General features: G+C 67.2%; 13 protein-coding genes and 1 pseudogene. 7 read left to right on the top strand and 7 right to left on the bottom strand.

Features of this window, described 5'->3' with window-relative positions:
• The 4 genes from FKP22_RS05795 to FKP22_RS05810 form a co-directional block, all read right to left on the bottom strand.
• A partial coding sequence (locus FKP22_RS05795; RefSeq protein ID WP_141286063.1) for a PAS domain S-box protein occupies window positions 1-1027 on the bottom strand: 1027 nt, incomplete at its 3' end.
• A gap of 5 nt (window positions 1028-1032) precedes the next feature.
• A complete protein-coding gene (locus tag FKP22_RS05800; protein ID WP_141286065.1) occupies window positions 1033-1794 on the bottom strand; it encodes a response regulator transcription factor in 762 nt (253 codons plus the stop codon).
• Window positions 1795-1836: 42 nt separating this feature from the next.
• A complete protein-coding gene (locus FKP22_RS05805) occupies window positions 1837-3270 on the bottom strand; it encodes a hypothetical protein (RefSeq protein ID WP_141286067.1) in 1434 nt (477 codons plus the stop codon).
• 169 nt (window positions 3271-3439) lie between these two features.
• Window positions 3440-4423: a LysR family transcriptional regulator gene (locus tag FKP22_RS05810; RefSeq protein WP_141286069.1), complete on the bottom strand. Its 984-nt coding sequence runs from the start codon at window positions 4421-4423 to the stop codon at window positions 3440-3442.
• A gap of 158 nt (window positions 4424-4581) precedes the next feature.
• On the opposite strand from FKP22_RS05810, the gene FKP22_RS05815 reads away from it, so the two are divergent.
• The 7 genes from FKP22_RS05815 (at window position 4582) to FKP22_RS05845 (ending at window position 13552) form a co-directional block, all read left to right on the top strand.
• Window positions 4582-5433 (top strand): fumarylacetoacetate hydrolase family protein, encoded by an 852-nt coding sequence (locus FKP22_RS05815; RefSeq protein WP_141286071.1) that lies wholly within the window; start codon window positions 4582-4584, stop codon window positions 5431-5433.
• 15 nt (window positions 5434-5448) lie between these two features.
• The gene (locus tag FKP22_RS05820) at window positions 5449-7530 is read left to right on the top strand and encodes a hydantoinase/oxoprolinase family protein (protein ID WP_141286073.1); all 2082 of its coding nucleotides are present in this window, start codon (window positions 5449-5451) and stop codon (window positions 7528-7530) included.
• Window positions 7527-9377, top strand: coding sequence for a hydantoinase B/oxoprolinase family protein (locus FKP22_RS05825; RefSeq protein WP_231011227.1), 1851 nt, complete (start codon window positions 7527-7529; stop codon window positions 9375-9377). The genes FKP22_RS05820 and FKP22_RS05825 overlap by 4 nt, the downstream gene beginning before the upstream one ends.
• On the top strand, window positions 9374-9787 hold the full coding sequence (locus FKP22_RS05830) for a hypothetical protein (protein ID WP_231011226.1): 414 nt from the start codon (window positions 9374-9376) through the stop codon (window positions 9785-9787). Before FKP22_RS05825 ends, FKP22_RS05830 begins: the two co-directional genes overlap by 4 nt.
• Window positions 9788-9835: 48 nt before the next feature.
• The gene (locus tag FKP22_RS05835; RefSeq protein WP_141286083.1) at window positions 9836-10801 is read left to right on the top strand and encodes a Bug family tripartite tricarboxylate transporter substrate binding protein; all 966 of its coding nucleotides are present in this window, start codon (window positions 9836-9838) and stop codon (window positions 10799-10801) included.
• Window positions 10802-10938: 137 nt separating this feature from the next.
• Window positions 10939-12048, top strand: coding sequence for a porin (locus tag FKP22_RS05840; RefSeq protein WP_141286075.1), 1110 nt, complete (start codon window positions 10939-10941; stop codon window positions 12046-12048).
• Window positions 12049-12136: 88 nt separating this feature from the next.
• Window positions 12137-13552, top strand: a complete 1416-nt coding sequence (locus tag FKP22_RS05845; protein WP_141286085.1) for an MFS transporter — start codon at window positions 12137-12139, stop codon at window positions 13550-13552.
• 152 nt (window positions 13553-13704) lie between these two features.
• On the opposite strand, the gene FKP22_RS05850 is transcribed toward FKP22_RS05845, so the two are convergent.
• The 3 genes and pseudogenes from FKP22_RS05850 to FKP22_RS05860 form a co-directional block, all read right to left on the bottom strand.
• Window positions 13705-15021, bottom strand: coding sequence for a CapA family protein (locus FKP22_RS05850; RefSeq protein ID WP_231011225.1), 1317 nt, complete (start codon window positions 15019-15021; stop codon window positions 13705-13707).
• 254 nt (window positions 15022-15275) lie between these two features.
• Window positions 15276-16208 carry an aliphatic sulfonate ABC transporter substrate-binding protein gene (locus FKP22_RS05855; protein WP_141286077.1) on the bottom strand — a complete coding sequence of 311 codons (933 nt, stop codon included), beginning with the start codon at window positions 16206-16208 and terminating at the stop codon, window positions 15276-15278.
• A pseudogene (locus tag FKP22_RS05860) lies at window positions 16205-16433 on the bottom strand (nitrilotriacetate monooxygenase); the annotation flags it as partial. The pseudogene FKP22_RS05860 and the gene FKP22_RS05855, both read right to left, overlap by 4 nt.

Consider the following 16433-nt stretch of genomic DNA (forward strand, 5'->3'; position numbering starts at 1 on the left):
TGCCCTGGATCACCGTCAGCAGGTTGTTGAAGTCGTGCGCAATGCCACCGGTCAACTGGCCCACGCTTTCCAGCCTTTGCGCATGGTTCAGCGCTTCTTCGGACTCGGCCCGCTGCAGGCTGGTGGTCAGCAGGTTGGCCAGCGATTCGAGGAAGCGCTGCTCGTCCTCACCGAAGCGCTGCGCCTCGCGCGAGCGCACGACAAGTGCGCCAATGGTGCGCCCGCGGTCGGACAAGGGCACGGCCAGCCCGCTGGTCAGCCCGGCGGCCAGGTAGGCAGGCGGCACCACGAAACGTTGTTCGCACCGGTAGTCGGCCACCGTCACCGGCCCGCCCTGGGCCAGCACGAAGGCCAGCGGGCTGTCCGGCAGGTTCGCCAGCTGCGAGCCGATGGTTTCCTCCGCCAGCACGCCAAAGCCGCTCACCAGCCTGAAGTTCAGCCGGTCTGCCGTGAGCAGGTAGACCGCGGCCAGCTCGACCTGCAGCGCCTGGCCGGCGATCACCGGCACCTGGTCCAGCAGCACCTGCGGGTCGCGGGCATCCACCGCGGCGCGGCCGAGCTGCGCCAGGTGTTCGCTGTAGCGGGCCCGCTGCAGGGCCTGCTTGACGCGCGGGTAGCTGCCAATGTCGCGGATGGCCGCCACCACCAGTGGCAGGCCCTGGCTTTGCAGCGGGCTCAGCGCGATCTCCACCATCACCTCGCTGCCATCGCGCCGCTTGGCCACCAGGTCCATCTGGGTACCCATCGGCCGGGTGCGTGGATGGCGGGCATAGCCCTCGCGGTAAGCCGCGTGCTGAGGTCGGATCGCGTCTGGCACCAGCACGTCCACATTCAGGCCCACCAGCTGCTCGGGGATGTAGCCCAGCAAGGCCGCGGCCGACGGGTTGGCCAGCACGATGGTGCCGCGGGCATCGGCCACGATCAGCGCGTCCGGGTAGGCCGCGAACAGTGAGCGGAACACATCGCGCTCATCCAGCTCCAGCGGCAGGCTGGGCGCCGAGGCGGGCGGAGGGGCAGGGCTGCGCATCTGTCTCAGCCCTTGGTCACCGGCGCCACCAGGATGTAGCCGGCGCCGCGCACGGACTTGATGATCTGCGGATCGTCGGCATCGGCCTCCAGCTTCTTGCGCAGCCGCCCCACCTGCACGTCGATCGTGCGGTCGAACGGCGCGGCGCTGCGGCCGCGGGTCTGCTCCAGCAGGAAGTCGCGCGAGAGCACCCGGCCGGCATGCTGCAGGAAGGTGCTCAGCAGGTCGAATTCGCCTGTGGTCAACACGGTTTCCTGGCCTTGTGCGTCCAGCAGCCTGCGCGCCGAGCTGTCCAGCGACCAGCCGGCAAAGCGCTGCGGGCCGGCGGCTGCAGCAGCAGGGGCCGGAGCGGGTGCCATGGCGGGTGCAGCGGCTTCGTCGGGTGCAATGCGCCGCAGCACGGCCTTGACGCGCGCCAGAAGTTCGCGCAGGTCGAAAGGTTTGGTGACGTAGTCGTCCGCGCCGACCTCCAGGCCCACGACCTTGTCCACCGCGTCCCCGCGGCCGGTGACGATCACCAGCCCACAGTGCCAGTGCTCGCGCAGCTGGCGGGCAATGGAAAAACCGTCTTCGCCGGGCAATCCCAGGTCCAGCAGCACCAGCGAAGGCGCATCACTGCTCATCAGCGCCATCAGCGCGCGGCCACTGTGCAGCTGCGTGACCCGGTAGCCCCGGCCCTGCAGGTAGTTGGCGAGCAGTGCGGTGATGTCGGGCTCGTCGTCGAGAACGGCCAGGTGCAAAGGGCTGACGGCGGCGGGAAGCGACATCCCGCCATCGTAAGGGATGAATGCGTCAGATTCCTTCACTGCTCATGGCTTCTTCACCGGGCAGCCCAGGGCTTCGAACCCTGCCCTGGCCTGGTAGGCCGGCACCGGGTAGTACTCACCCAGCGTGGCCGCCTCATCCCCCGGCTTCTGCGTGGCCCACAGGCTTTGCGTGAAGCCGGGCGAGGGCTTCATGTGGCGGTGGATGATGTAGCCGCCATGCGGGTTGTCCATGCCGTCGCCCACGCCCCAGGGCAGCCAGGCCACGCCGCATTCGGCGCGCGCATTGGCTGGCCGGTTGGCGGGCGTGGAGACCACCAGCGTGTAGCGCTGGTTCGCGTCCAGAGGCACCTGTTCGTCCATCAGGCAGGCGTCCACCGCGCCGTCGTGGATCGAGCGTCCCTTGCAGAAGGACCAGTAGCGCAGGTCCACGTTGGCGTCCATCACCGCATTGCCCTGCAGCGTGTACGGCGTACGCGGCGCCTTGCCTTGCACCACCAGCAACTCGCCGTAGCGGTCGTCCACGTAGGCCGACATGTAGTAGTTGTCCAGCGTGCCGTAGAAGCCGCTGCGTCGCGTCGCATCCATGCGGTTGCGCGCCTCTTCGAACGGTGTGTTGATCAGCACGCTGGCCATCGTCAGCAGCGGGTTGTAGAAGCCATTCCAGCGCGGCACCGGCTGGGCCGGGTGGTAGGGCGCCTTGGCCCCAGGCACCGCGAACATCGCCTGGTTGCCAGCCTTGCTGGCACGGAAGTCCCGCACGGCCTGGTCCTTGACCACCTGGCCGCGGCACAGCGCATCGCCCTCCACCTGGCTGCCATCGGCCAGCGTCATCACCGGCCGCGGCAGCTTCGCGCCACCCAGCGGCCCCAGCCCATCGTCCGGCGCATACACCCGCAGCCAGAGCTGGTAGGTCGCCTCGCCCGTCGGCACGAAGATCGTGTTCGCCGGCCGTGTCGCCTCGTCCACCCGCACCCCCGCCTGCAGCGCCGCGCGCGCCTGCACGTTCACCGTGAACTGCCGCGGCATGGCCAGCCGCTGCGCGCCGGGGCGGAAGGGATTCACGCTGCCCGCATCTGGCGCAATCCCATCGTCCGCCAGGCCATCGACCGGCTGGCCCAGCGGGTTGTACGAAGCAAACGACATGTAGCGCGCCCGCGGGTACTCACCCTTGAGCACCAGTTTGGCACCCTCGGGCAAGCTGAATTGCGAGATCCAGTAGGTCACCGCCCGGTCCGGACTCAGGATGTTGAAGGTGGCCGGCGACACGGTGCCGACCCAGAAGCAATCCGTCAGGCCCTTGCCGGCCTGCACGCGGTCGATCTCTTCAGCGCTGAAGGGCACGACCTGCGGCGCGGCCTGGCGCAGCAGGTCCATCACGGCGGAGGCGGAAGGCTCAGGCGGCGGTGGCGTTTGGGCCAGCGCGGCTGTGGCGCAAAAGGTGAGGCTGCTCAGCCAACGCAGCGCTTGCAGGGGCATGCCGGTCTCCATTGTTCTCGGTAGACTGGCAAGGTAGCAGAGAACGGCGGTCCTGTTCCTTGCCATTGGTGGCCGAGATGCCACCTGCCGATGGGTTGGGTGCACGCTGTTGGCCACGCGCGCTCGGTCGATCGGCGCTTTCGAATGGCCGCATGGGGAGACCAGGCGGTCACGCAGAAGTCTTTTCCTTCGGCGACCGTCTGGCCTTCGCTGCCGACTTCGACGCGTCGCCCTCGGGTACGGGTTCGGTGAGGCGGTCTCCCCACGAGTGCGTCAACTGCTGAACCACTTCGGCGACGATGCGACATGCGGGTGAGAGCTTGCCTTGCTTGGGCAAAGCCAGGGTCGTGTGGCGGATCAGGTCAGGCTTGACGAGTTGGCTGGCCTGAAGCCGTCCGCTCTGCAACTCGGCTGCCATCGAGTAGGGGCCGAGCACTGAGTAGAGGCCTTTCGTGTGCGCAACGAGCTCCTTCTGCACGGTCAATGAGTCCGCCTCGGTGACAGTTTCCAACTTGAACCCGAGGCTGCGCGCCGCTTCGTCAAGCGCGTTGCGCCATTGGCCCGGACGCCGGGGCAGCACCAGCCGCAAGTTCGCAAGACGCGTGAAGTTGACCGTGGGCTCACACGTCAAATCGTCACCTGGCGCGGACACAAGGTAGGTGTGCGCGACGCTCAGCAGCTTCTCCTCACGTCCGCTCGGACGCTTGAAGCGGAAGAGGACCGCGAGGTCAACGGCCCCGCTGTCCAGCATCGCGTCGATCTCCGCGCCTTGCGCCTCGGCGATGTTCAGACGGATGCCCGGATGTTCCTGCTGCAGGCGCTCGAACAGTCGCGTCACCAGCGGATGCGCAGCCGAAGGGATGATGCCCATGCGCACCTCGCCCAGCACCTTGCCCGCATCCGCGCGCAGGTCCTCGGTCAGGCGCTCCGTTTCCTGAAGCCAAGAGCGCAAGCGCAGCGCGGCACGGGAGCCGAGTTCGGTCAACGCCACGCCGCGCCCCGTGCGCCGGAACAAGGGACTGCCAAAAGTGGCTTCGAATTCGCTGATCTGCCGGCTGACATGCGACTGCACCGTCTGCCTGCGTGCCGCCACCTTGCTGAGGCTGCCTGCCTCGGCCACTTCCAGGAAGAGTCTCGCGCTGGCGATGTTCATAGGGATTTCCAGTAAGAGCCATGCCAAAAATGGCAAGTCTGAATCCTTGGGATTCTAGGTAGGCAGAGAGCCTCCGGATTTCTACATTGGCGTCATCCGCTGCACCGAGCGACTCGACCGAGCCACCGGCAGCAGCATCCCTCAGTCAGGAGACGCCGTTGAAACTCGTCAGCTTCATTCACGCCGGACAGCCCACGTATGGCGTCGTCCAGGGTGATCGTTATGTGCAACCCCCCGCCGATTTCCTGAGCCGCTTTCCGGACCTGCTGGCGGTCCTCAAGGCCGGCGCGCAGAGCGAACTGCAACTGGCCGCGGCCAAGAGCGGCACGTCCGTGGACCCGGCCGCCGTCAAGGCCTTGCCGGTGCTGTCGAATCCGGGCAAGCTGATCTGCGTCGGTCTCAACTACAAGAGCCACGTCGCCGAGACCAAGCGCGCCGACAGCGAGTACCCCTCGCTCTTCCTGCGCTTCAACGACACCCTGGCTGCGCATGGTGATGCGGTGCTGCGGCCGAGCTTCTCCGAGCGCTTCGACTGGGAGGGCGAACTGGCCCTCGTGATCGGCAAGGGCGGCCGGCACATCCCGAAGGCGCAGGCCTTCGAGCACATCGCCGGCTACGCCTGCTTCAACGACGTCAGCGTGCGCGACTGGCAGCGCCATACCCACCAATTCACGCCCGGCAAGAACTTCCCCGGCACGGCGCCGTTCGGCCCCTGGTTGGTCACCCGCGACGATGTACCCGACGTCGCGAAGCTGACGCTGGAAACGCGCGTCAACGGCCAGGTGATGCAGCACGCCAGCATCGACGACCTGATCTTCGACATTCCGGTGCTCATCGAATACATCTCGCGCTTCACGCCGCTTTCGCCAGGCGATGTGATTGCCACCGGTACGCCGGGCGGCGTGGGTGATCGCCGTGAGCCGCCGGTCTACATGAAGGATGGCGACGTGGTCGAGGTGGAGATCACAGGCCTGGGTGTGCTGCGCAACCGCATCGCCACGGAAGCCTGAAGCGCGGAGACCGACATGGCAAACCCACGACCCCAACTGCGCATCGCCGTCGACATCGGCGGCACCTTCACCGACATGGCGGCCTTCGATGAGGCCAGTGGCAAGCTGCTGTTCGGCAAGGCGCTGTCAACTCATGGCGAACTCGTCAAGGGCATCCAGGCCACCATCGCCAGCGCCGACATCGACTGGCGCGACGGCAACCTGTTCCTGCACGGCTCGACCATCGCGATCAACACGCTGCTGGAGCGCACCGGTGCCAACACCGCGCTGCTGATCACCGAGGGCTTCCGCGACATCTACGAGATCGGCCGCGTCAACCGGCCCGATGCCTACAACCTCTTCTTCAACAAACACCAGCCGCTGGTGCGGCGCTCGCTGCGCTTCGAGGTCGCCGAGCGCCTGCGCGCCGACGGCAGCACGCACAAGCCGCTGGATGAGGCTGCGGTGCGCGAACTGGCGCGTGAGCTCAAGGGGCAGAAGGTCGAGGCGGTGGCCGTGCTGCTGCTGCACTCGTACCGCAACCCGGCGCACGAGCAGCGCGTCAAGCAGATCCTGCAGGAAGAAATTCCCGGCGCCTTCATCTGCGCCTCGCACGAGCTGAGCCAGGAGTACCGCGAATTCGAGCGCGTATCGACGGCGGTGGCCAATGCCTACGTCGGGCCGCGGGTCTCGGAGTACCTGGGTCAGCTGGAGACCCACCTTTCCGGCCACGGCTTCGAAGGTGACTTCTACATCGTGCAGTCCACCGGCGGACTGTTCCCGGTGGCGCATGCCAAGGTCGGCTGCGTGCGCATGCTCGAATCCGGGCCTGCAGCCGGCGTCATCGGTGCCCAGGCGATCTGCGCGCAACTCGGCATGGGCGATGCCATCGCCTTCGACATGGGCGGCACCACCGCCAAGGCCGGCGTGATCAGCGAGGGCCGGCCGCTGACGACGGGCTCGGCGCTGATCGGTGGGTACGAACGTGCCTTGCCGATCCAGATCCCAATGATGGACATCCACGAAGTCGGTACCGGCGGTGGCAGCATCGCCCGTGTCGAGACTGGCAGCGCGCTGCGTGTCGGCCCGCAGAGTGCGGGTTCGATCCCTGGCCCGGTGGCCTATGGCCGCGGCGGCACCGAACCCACGGTCACCGATGCCAATCTGCTGCTCGGGCGGCTCGACGCCGAGCACTTCCTGGGGGGGGAGCTCAAGCTCGACCTCGACGGCTGCCAGCGCCAGATGCGCGAGCGCGTGGCCAAGCCGCTGGGCCTGGACCCGACCGCAGCGGCCGACGGCATCCTGCGCATTGCGGTGACGCAGATGTCACATGCGGTCAAGGCTGTGACCACCGAGCGGGGCCTGGACGCCGGCAGCTTCACGATGGTCGTCTACGGCGGCGCCGGCCCGCTGCATGCGTCGGCCATTGCCCGCGAGATCGGCATCCGCAAGGTGTTGATCCCGTATGCGCCGGGCTACTTCTCGGCCTACGGCATGCTGTTTTCGGACCTGCGCTACGACTACGTGCGATCGGTGTTCCGCAAGCTCAACGACGTGTCGTTCGAAGAGATCGAGGCGGCGTACAAGACGATGGAAGACGAGGGCCGCGCGGCACTGGCGCAATCGGGGATCAATCCCGACGGCGTGGTGATCGAGCGTGCCGCCGACATGCGCTATGTCGGCCAGGAACACGCCGTCACGGTCGACCTGCCGCTGGCCTACTTCGCGGGCAAGGACCGCCAGGCGATCAAGCAGCAATTCGACGAACTGCACAAGGTCCGCTACGGCACCTCGGCCCCCAAGGAGCCGGCCGACCTGGTCAGCTTGCGCGTGACGGTGCTGGGCACGATGAAGAAGCCGCCCAGGCACAGCGTGGACGTGGGCACGGCCACGCCGGACAAGCGCGCGGTTCGCGCCGTCAAGCCGGTGTACTTCCGCGCCGGCGGCTGGGCCGACACCCCGGTCTACCTGCGCGACCTGCTGCTGGCCGGCAACGTCATCACCGGTCCGGCCCTCATCGAAGAACACGCCTCCACCACCGTCGTGCAGCCCGGCGATGAGCTGCGCGTGGACGAACTCGGCAACCTGCAGATTTCCATTGGGAGCGACCGCTCATGAGCACCGCCCAAGCCACAACCCTGGCCAACACCCACGGCACCACCCACGGCACCACCCGGGCCCCCGACACGAACGCCTCGACGGTGGACGCAGTCACTGTCGAAATCATCCGCAACGGGCTCTACGCCGTGACCGAGGAGATGAAGACCAACCTGACGCGCACCGCCTACAACCTGATCATCTACGAGGCGCTGGACTTCACGGTCGGCCTGTTCACGAAGGAAGGCGACACGGTCTCGATCGGGCTGGGCCTGCCGATGTTCATCCGCGGCATGTCGGAAACCGTGAAGGCCAAGATCCGGCACTTCGGCTACGAGAACATCCTGCCGGGCGACATCCTGGTCACCAACGACGCCTACACCACCGGCAGCCACCTGAACCACTTCACGTTCACCATGCCGGTGTTCCACGAGGGCAAGCTTGAAGGCTTTACCTGCTGCATGGCGCACTGGCTGGATGTGGGCGGCACGCTGGGCAATGTCACCACCGACATCTTCAGCGAGGGGATCCAGATCCCCATCATCAAGTACCAGCGAGAGGGCGTCGTCAACCAGGACCTGATCGACATCATCGCGATGAACGTGCGGCTGGCCGACCGGGCACTCGGCGACCTGCGCGCGCAAATCACCGCCATCACCACCGGCGAGCGTCGCTACGTCGAGCTGCTGCAGCGTTACGGTGCCGATGCGGTGAACGCCTCGATCCGCCAGATCATGGATTCGTCGGAAGCCGTAGCGCGCCAGAACACGCTGTCGATCCCCGACGGCGTCTACGAGGCCGAATCGTTCATGGACGACGACGGCTTGGAGATCGGCAAGCGCATTCCAATCCGAGTCAAGGTCACCGTCGCTGGTGACGAGATGACCGTCGACCTGTCCGATGTCAGCAAGCAGGTTCGCGGCTTCTACAACTCGGGATTCACGACCGGCATCGCCTGCGCGCAGGTGGCCTACAAGTGCCTGACGACGCCCACCGACTACCCGGTCAACGACGGCAGTTTCCGGCCGCTGAAGGTGGTCATGCCGATGGGCACCGTCATCAGTGCCGAGCGGCCTTACCCGATGCGCGTCTGGATGACTTTCCCGATGACGGTCATCGACACCATCTTCAAGGCGCTGGCACCGGCGATCCCGCACCGCTCGATTGCCGGCCACCATGCCGACCTGGTGTTCCCGAACATCCACGGCATCTCCCCGGAGGATGGCCGCTTGTTCATCGTGGGCATCGGCCCGCTCGGCGGCGGCTGGGGTGCCAAGAGCAGCGAAGACGGCGTTTCGGTGACCGTCTGCATCAATGACGGCGACACCCACAACAGCCCGACCGAGCAGCTCGAAGCGAAGTACCCGGTTCTGGTCGAGAAGTACGAAATTCGCCAGGACAGCGCCGGCGCCGGCAAGTACCGAGGCGGCCTCGGTGCCGAGATGGTGGTGCAGGCGCTGTCGCCATTCACCGTGACGACTCGCATCGACCGCGTGCATTGCAAGCCCTGGGGCCTGGAAGGCGGCGGCGACGCGATGGGCAACGGCCTGGCCGTGCGCCACAAGGGTGAATGGAAGACTGACCACCTGAACGCCAAGATCTTCAACGTGCGGCTCGAACGGGGCGACGCCTACAAGATGCTGTCGGGCGGCGGCGGGGGCTTTGGTGACCCGCTGGAGCGCGACATCGAGAAGGTCGCCGAGGATGTGCGCGAAGGCTACGTCAGCGCGGAGGTGGCGCGCGAGGTCTACCGCGTTGCACTCGACGCCAATGGCCAGGTCCACGCCGAAGCCACGCGAACCTTGCGCAGCGCCCCGCGGGCCCCGCGCAACGGTACGGCAGGTGATCTCGCCTGGGCCGGGCAGTGAGCAGCGCGGGCCTGGCCGTGGCAGCCAACGATTTCGTGCAGCGTGCCGAGCACCTGCTCGACCTGTGGAGTTCGCTGTCGATGCTGCACGTGGCGCTCGGGGCTGGCTGCGGCTGCGGCATCGGCGGCATCAGTCTGCGCCTGGACGACTTCGAACTCGACATCGTCGACTACCTGGGTGACACCGGTGTGCGGTCCGGTGTGCCAGAGGTTGCGGCCTTTTTCGTGGAACAGCAGCAGCGCGCGCAGGAAGGCTCGGCGATGGGCACGCGCGCGCAGCCGCTGCGCCACCTGCTCGATCAGGCCCGGCGCGAACGCCTGCCACTTGCGGTGACCGAGTGGCTGTTGCCCAAGGTCGAGAAGACGCTGCGGTCCTACGCCGAACTGCATGGACCCAAGCTCGAAGGTTGAGCACACCCGCTGCCAACGAAATACAAAAATCCAGGAGACATCTTGAACATCATCCAATTGCTGGCGGCGACGAGCTTGCTGGCCATTGCGCCTACATGGGCGCAAGCCGCCACCTTCCCGGAAAAGGACAGGACGATTCGCATCGTCGTGCCCTTCGCCGCCGGCGGTGGCGTTGACAACGCGGCACGCCTGCTCGGCGAGCAATTGCGCAAGCAACTCGGCGTCTCGGTCATCGTCGACAACAAGGCCGGTGCGAGCGGCACCATCGGCGGCAGCGCGGTGAAGACGGCGCCTGCCGACGGCTACACGCTACTGTTCTCGGCGGCGACGCATGTGCTGGCCAAGCAGGTGCTGTCCAACCCGCCCTACGACCCGCAAACCGACTTCGCGCCGGTGGCGCGCGTCGGCGAGGCGCCATTGATGCTGGTGGTCTCACCGCAGCAGCCGGAGAAGAAGCTGGCCGAGGTGCTGGCCGCCGCCAAGCAGCAGCCCGAGAAGTGGATGGCTGCGATACCTGCAGCCGGTGCTCCCAGCCATCTGGCGACCTTGCTGCTGGCCAGCCAAGGCGGCGTCACGTTCACCTACGTGCCTTACAAGGGAACGCAGCCGGCGCTGGTCGATGTCGGTGGCGGTCATGTCAACCTGCTGCTCGACTCGATGATCTCCGTGCTGCCCCTGGCCAGGAGCGGCAAGGTCAAGCCGATCGCCATCACTTCAGCCAAACGCAGTGCCCTCGCACCGGAGGTGCCGACCGTGGCCGAAAGCGGGATGCCGAACTTCTCGTACGTGTCCTGGTATGGCGTGTGGGCGCCGAAGGACACGGCGGCCGAGCGCATTGCCATCCTCAACACCGCCATCAACAAGGCTGTGGCCGAACTGGCGAAGAGTGGCGCTTTCGCAAGCCTGGGCATAGACGCCGTCTCCCAGACCGCTGAGCAATTCAGGCGCTACGTGGCGGCAGACGTCGCGCAGGGCGCCGAATTGCTGAAGAACGCCGGCTTCAAGCCGGAGTAGCCGACCCGCGCCCAGGCCAACGCCACAGGCATTGGCACACCCGTCAACGGTGGCGTCAGCGATGCCCCGGCGGAGATTGCCGTCCCACTCACTACGCGGATGGCGCAACAAGTGCCCATCGCAAGCAAGGAAGCATCATGTTGAAAAGCATTTGCACGGCCGGCCTGAGCGCCGCCTGTTTCGCCGCCACGGCGCAGTCGTCGGTCACGGTCGGCGGCACGCTGGACCTGGGCCTGCGGCAGGTCCGCAACGGCTCGGTTGGTTCTCAGAAGTCCGAAGTCAGCGGTGCCAACGCGACGAGCAAGCTCATCATCCGCGGGGTCGAGGACCTGGGTGGCGGACTCAGTGCCGGCTTCTATCTGGACGGAACCATCCTCGCCGACACAGGCGTTGCTGGCGCTGCTGCGCCGGCCGGGCAGTTCTGGGACCGCCGCTCCACCGTCAGCGTGGCCAGCGCCCAACTCGGCGAGGTCCGGCTGGGCCGCGATTGGGTGCCGACGCACCTGGTGTGGACCGGTTTCGACCCGTTCATGACGCTGGGCATCGCCAGCGCCAACACCTTCCGGTCTTTCGCCGCCTCGCGCGCACTGGGCCAGGCATTCGGAACGGCCGGCGAGGCCACGACGGCCAACCCGACATTGCGAGTCAGCAACGCGCTTGAATATTTCCTCCCGGCCGGACTTGCCGGCATTTACGGTCAGGCCATCGTGACGGCGGGGGAAGGCGGCACGCCGGCCGCTGGCGGCACCAGGGGCGAGGGCTTCCGGCTGGGCTGGGCAGGGAGCGGCTGGAACGTCGCTGCCGCGCAATTCACGACGCACAATGCCGCCGGCGACCAGAGTTTCAAGGATCAGGTCTACGGCGCCTCGTACGACTTCGGCGTCGTCAAGCTCGACGTCGCGCAGCGGCGCTGGTTGTTCGGGGTGGACCGCACTGTGAACACCCAGTTCGGCGCGGTGATTCCAGTCGGCCGGGGCGTGATCAAGCTGACCTATCTGCGCGCCAATCAGACCGGCGCCACGGCTGCGCAGAGCGCCAAGGACGCCAGCTTGCTCGGAGCTGGTTACGTCTACAGCCTCTCAAAGCGCACCGCCCTCTACGCGCACGTGGCGCAGGTCGAGAACAAGGGCGCGGCGACTTTCGCAATTCCGGGTGGCCCGGCGGTCAGCGGAACGGCGACGGCAGCCAACTATTTCGGTGGCCAGAAGTCGACCGCCTACGAGGTGGGTGTGCGGCACGACTTCTAGGGCAACGCTGACCCGAGACCGCGAATTCCCAGTTGCGCGACGACCGCTCGACAGACAACAAGAACGACCCGAGCGGCGTGATGGAGACATGATGTACGACCACCCGACACCGGCGATGTCCGAGCAAGACGGCGCCCACCACGCAGCCCAATTGCTGTTCCGCATCGAGAACGTGCCATTCACGCGATGGCACACGAAGGCGCGCGTCGTCATGGGCAGCGCCACCTTCTTTGATGCCTTCGATGCGCTGGCGTTGGCGTTCGTGCTGCCGGTGCTGGTCGGCCTGTGGCACCTGACCACTGTCCAGGTGGGTGTGCTGATCGCCGCGGGCTACCTCGGCCAGGTCATCGGTGCGTTGTTGTTCGGCTCCCTGGCCGAGCGCTACGGGCGCGTTCCCATCGTCGCCGTGGCCGTCGGACTGATGTCGGCCATGAGCATCGTCTGCGCGCTGTCGGGCAACTTCCTGATGCTCTTCGTGATGCGCTTCATCCAGGGCATCGGAGTCGGCGGCGAAGTGCCCATCGCCGCCGCCTACATCAACGAGCTGTCGCAGGCCAATGGGCGAGGCCGCTTCTTCATCCTGTACGAACTCATCTTCCCGCTCGGGCTGCTTGCTGCGGCCCAGGTCGGCTCCTTCGTGGTGCCGCGATTTGGCTGGGAGTACATGTTCCTCGTCGGCGGCGTTCCCGGCCTGCTGATCCTGATCTTTCTGGCCCGCCTGCCGGAGTCGCCGCGGTGGCTGATCTCGAAGGGCCGCTTCGAGAAGGCGGAAGAGATCATTCGAACCATCGAGGCGAGTACGTCCAAGCGCAGCCTCGATCCAACGAACAACAGGCAGGAGATCGCCAGTCGCGTCGAAAGCCTGGCACTCGGTTTGCGGTCACAGAAAAGAGCATCCTGGAAAGAACTGTTCTCGCCGGTCTACCGGCCCCGCACCATGGTGGTCTGGGTACTCTGGGCCACGTCGTATTTCGTGGCCAACGGCATCAACAACTGGCTGCCGACCCTTTACAAGACGGTCTACAACATGCCGTTGCAGGAAGCCCTGCGCGTAGCGTCGCTGACCAACGTGCTGAGCGTGGTGGCCGTCCTCGGCTGCGCACTGTTGGTCGACCGCGTCGGCCGCCGCCGCTGGGCCATGGGCTGCTTCGTGCTGTGCGGCGCGCTGCTCGGGGTGCTGGCGGCCCTCGGCGCCAAGAGTGCCTTGTCGGTGATGATCCTCGCTTCGTCGGCCTATGCGGTGATGGGAACCACGACAGTCCTGTTGTATCTCTACACGCCCGAGATCTACCCGACACGCATGCGGGCCATCGGCACCGGGCTGGCGACGTCCTGGCTGCGCGTGGCCTCGGCCACCGCGCCGGCGGTTGCCGGCATTGTCTTGTCTGGCCAGGGCATCGCCGCGGTCTTCCTGATGTTTGCCCTCGCCAACGTGATCGGCCTGCTCGCCGCGATGCGGATGATCGAAACGACCAATCGGGCACTCGAAGACATATCGCCGTGAATCACGGCAGTCAGCCAGATGCCATGACGGGTGGCCTGGCCTGGCCTGGCCGGGGCGGGGCGGAGGTTGGCTACTCGTCTTGAAGCGGCGCTTGGCCCGGGCGCAGGAGTGCTGCCAGCAAGGTGCCCTGGAAGGCGGTGCGGGCCTCGGCCTCAGTTCACGGCGAGCCTGCGGGTCCGCGCGGGGTCTGTTGCAGCACGTGCCAAGTGCGGCGTGCCCGTTGGGTCGATGTGCACCGCCTGCAGCCGCCAGTCCCTGACGCCGGCGGCGGTGACCGTCATCCACAGGATGGAGCCGGTGTTGTTGTCCGCGTCGCTGAAGCCGTCGAAGACGAAGTTGCCCAGGCTGTAGATCACCGGTTTGCCGTCGATGATTTCGGTGTCCTGGCGGATGTGGGGATGGGCGCCCACCACCGCATCCGCACCGGCGCGGATCATCAAGCGGGCGAGGGCGTGTTGGCGGGCGTGCGAGGTTTCGCTGTGCTCCTGGCCCCAGTGCATGAAGGGGATGACGATGTCGGCCTGTGTCCTGGCCGAGCGGATGTCGGCCACGATCTGCTCCTCGTCGGCCCAGGCCACACCCGGGCTGTCAGGCCCGGCTTCGAAGCGGCGCGGGAACATCTCGTCATACCCCAGCAGGGCGATGCGCAAGCCCTGTCGCTCGATGATGGCGGGGCGGTGCGCCGCGCGCAAATCGGTGCCGCCGCCGAAGTAGGGCAGGCCGGCGCGCTGCAGCCGGCCCAGCATCTCCCCAAAGGCCCCGGGGCCGAAGTCGCCCGAGTGATTGTTGGCCAGCGAGACGGCGTCGACATGCCGGCGCAGCACGTCCAGCACCCGCGGGTTCGCCCGGAAGGTCCAGGGCTTGTCGACGGGCTTGCCGCCGGTGGCGATGACGCATTCCAGGTTGGCGATGCGCAGGTCCGCATCCTTCATGGCGTTCATGACAGGTCCAAAAGGATCCTGTCCGCGCGCGATGACCCGCCCCGGCCCGTCGGCCAGCATTACGTCGCCCATCCACGCCAGCCGCACCACAGCGCCGTTTGCCTCTGGCCTGGCAATGCCGGCTCGCGGCCGCGCCAGTTGCGCGCCATCGCCGGTCGCGTCCACGCGTGCCCAGCCATCGGGGGTTGCGCCTTGCCGCACCAGCGCACAACCCCAGGCCAGTTCACGGCCCAGCCCCGAGGTGTAGGCCCGCTGCCAGCCCGACAAGCTTGGTTGCCACGCATCTTCCTGGTCGAGCACCCCATGCCCCGCGGCCGGCCACCGGCTTTGCGACAGCACCACTGCGGGCCCGGCGCCTTCCCGGTCGAGCACGGTGACGACCACCTGGCTGACCTGGTCCGCACCGGCTGCGTCGCTCAGCGCAAGCGCGCGCAGCTCGAAGCCTTCGCCCACCTTGGCGCGCGTGGCCGCCAGCGGGTCAATGTCCGCTGCCACCCGCAGCGTCGCGGTGGCCTCCCCGCTGCGCATGCTGCACAGTAGTTCGGTGGGACCAGCCTGTTGGGCTGACGCAAGCGTGTTGGCCAGCAAGGCGCCAACGCCGAAGGCAAGCCTGACGACGCTGCGGCAACGACGCGCCGCGCGCCAGGGAACACAAAACATGGCAACTCCGCCGTGAAGAGACAAGGCGTGCTGCGCATGGCGCAGCACCTGCTACTTCACTGAACGGCGTGCAGGGCGCAGATGGGACATCGAAGCGCCGGGCTCTGCAGGCGCGGCGCTGTTCAGCCCAACGGGGGCCAGAAGTTCTCCCGCACCTGCACCGCCCTCGGAATGAGCTTCAGCTCGAAGAACGCGTCGGCCACCGCCTGTTGCGAAGCGGCGATGGCGGCGTTGGTGGGCACGGCGCCGTAGTGTTGGCGCTGCTGCAGCTTCAGCGCCAGCGCTTCATCCAGCCCCAGCAGCGGCGCGAGGATGCGTGCCGCTTCGGCTTGGTGGCTGTTGGCCCAGGCGCCGGCTTCGCCCAGCCAGCCGACGAGGGCGCGCACGATCGCAGGGTTGGCTTGTGTGAACTCGCGGCGGGCTTCGTAGAAGCTCCAGGGGGCGCCGGTGTCCAGGCCGGGGGCGCTGAGCAGGCGGGCCTGGGTGGCGGACTGGGCGATGGTGAGGTACGGGTCCCAGACGACCCAGGCGTCGATGGATCCGCCCTGGAAGGCGGCGCGCGCGTCGGCAGGGGGCAGGAAGACGGGCTGGATGTCGGCGTAGCGCAGGCCGGCGAGGGTGAGGGCGCGGATCAGCAGGTAGTGCGAGCTGGAGCCTTTGGCCAGGCCGATGCGCTTGCCTTTCAGGTCGACCACGCTGCGCATCGCGCTCTCGGGCTTGACGAGGATGGCTTCGGTGCCGGGGGCGCCGGGCTCGGCGCCGACGTAGACGAACTGCGTACCGGCGGCCTGAGCGAAGACCGGCGGCGGCGCGCCGGTCACGCCGAAGTCGATGGCGCCGACGTTCAGGGCTTCCAGCAGCGCCGGGCCGGCCGGGAACTCGATCCACTTCAGCTGCCAGCCTTGCGCAGCCAGCAGCTGCTCCAGCACGCCGCGGGTCTTCACCAGCAGCAGCAGGCCACCTTTCTGGAAGCCGATGCGCAGGGTCTTGGGCTCTGACGCGTGCGCCAGGACAGGCAGGGCGAGCAGGCCTTTGAGAAGGATTCGACGGGTCATGCTTGTGCGGTCTTCAAATGCTCGGTGGGCAGGCGATGCGCAGGCCAGGCCAGGCCCAGGTGCTCGCGCAGCGTGCGGCCTTCGTAGCGCTGGCGGAACAGGCCGCGGCGCTGCAGTTCGGGCACGACGAGGCGGGCGAAGTCGTCCAGCCCGGCAGGTACCGTCGGGGGCATCAGGTTGAAGCCATCGGCGGCGCCGGCTTCGAACCAGTCCTGCAGCACGTCG

It is taken from the genome of Ideonella azotifigens (assembly GCF_006519715.1).
In the GTDB taxonomy this organism is placed as follows: domain Bacteria; phylum Pseudomonadota; class Gammaproteobacteria; order Burkholderiales; family Burkholderiaceae_C; genus Ideonella; species Ideonella azotifigens.

Bases quoted from the DNA above. Each gene is read 5' to 3' on its own strand.
- FKP22_RS05800 (WP_141286065.1), bottom strand. From the start codon at position 1,794: ATGTCGCTTCCCGCCGCCGTCAGCCCTTTGCACCTGGCCGTTCTCGAC.
- FKP22_RS05805 (WP_141286067.1), bottom strand. From the start codon at position 3,270: ATGCCCCTGCAAGCGCTGCGTTGGCTGAGCAGCCTCACCTTTTGCGCC.
- FKP22_RS05810 (WP_141286069.1), bottom strand. From the start codon at position 4,423: ATGAACATCGCCAGCGCGAGACTCTTCCTGGAAGTGGCCGAGGCAGGC.
- FKP22_RS05820 (WP_141286073.1), top strand. From the start codon at position 5,449: ATGGCAAACCCACGACCCCAACTGCGCATCGCCGTCGACATCGGCGGC.
- FKP22_RS05825 (WP_231011227.1), top strand. From the start codon at position 7,527: ATGAGCACCGCCCAAGCCACAACCCTGGCCAACACCCACGGCACCACC.
- FKP22_RS05840 (WP_141286075.1), top strand. From the start codon at position 10,939: ATGTTGAAAAGCATTTGCACGGCCGGCCTGAGCGCCGCCTGTTTCGCC.
- FKP22_RS05845 (WP_141286085.1), top strand. From the start codon at position 12,137: ATGATGTACGACCACCCGACACCGGCGATGTCCGAGCAAGACGGCGCC.
- FKP22_RS05850 (WP_231011225.1), bottom strand. From the start codon at position 15,021: ATGCGCAGCGGGGAGGCCACCGCGACGCTGCGGGTGGCAGCGGACATT.
- FKP22_RS05855 (WP_141286077.1), bottom strand. From the start codon at position 16,208: ATGACCCGTCGAATCCTTCTCAAAGGCCTGCTCGCCCTGCCTGTCCTG.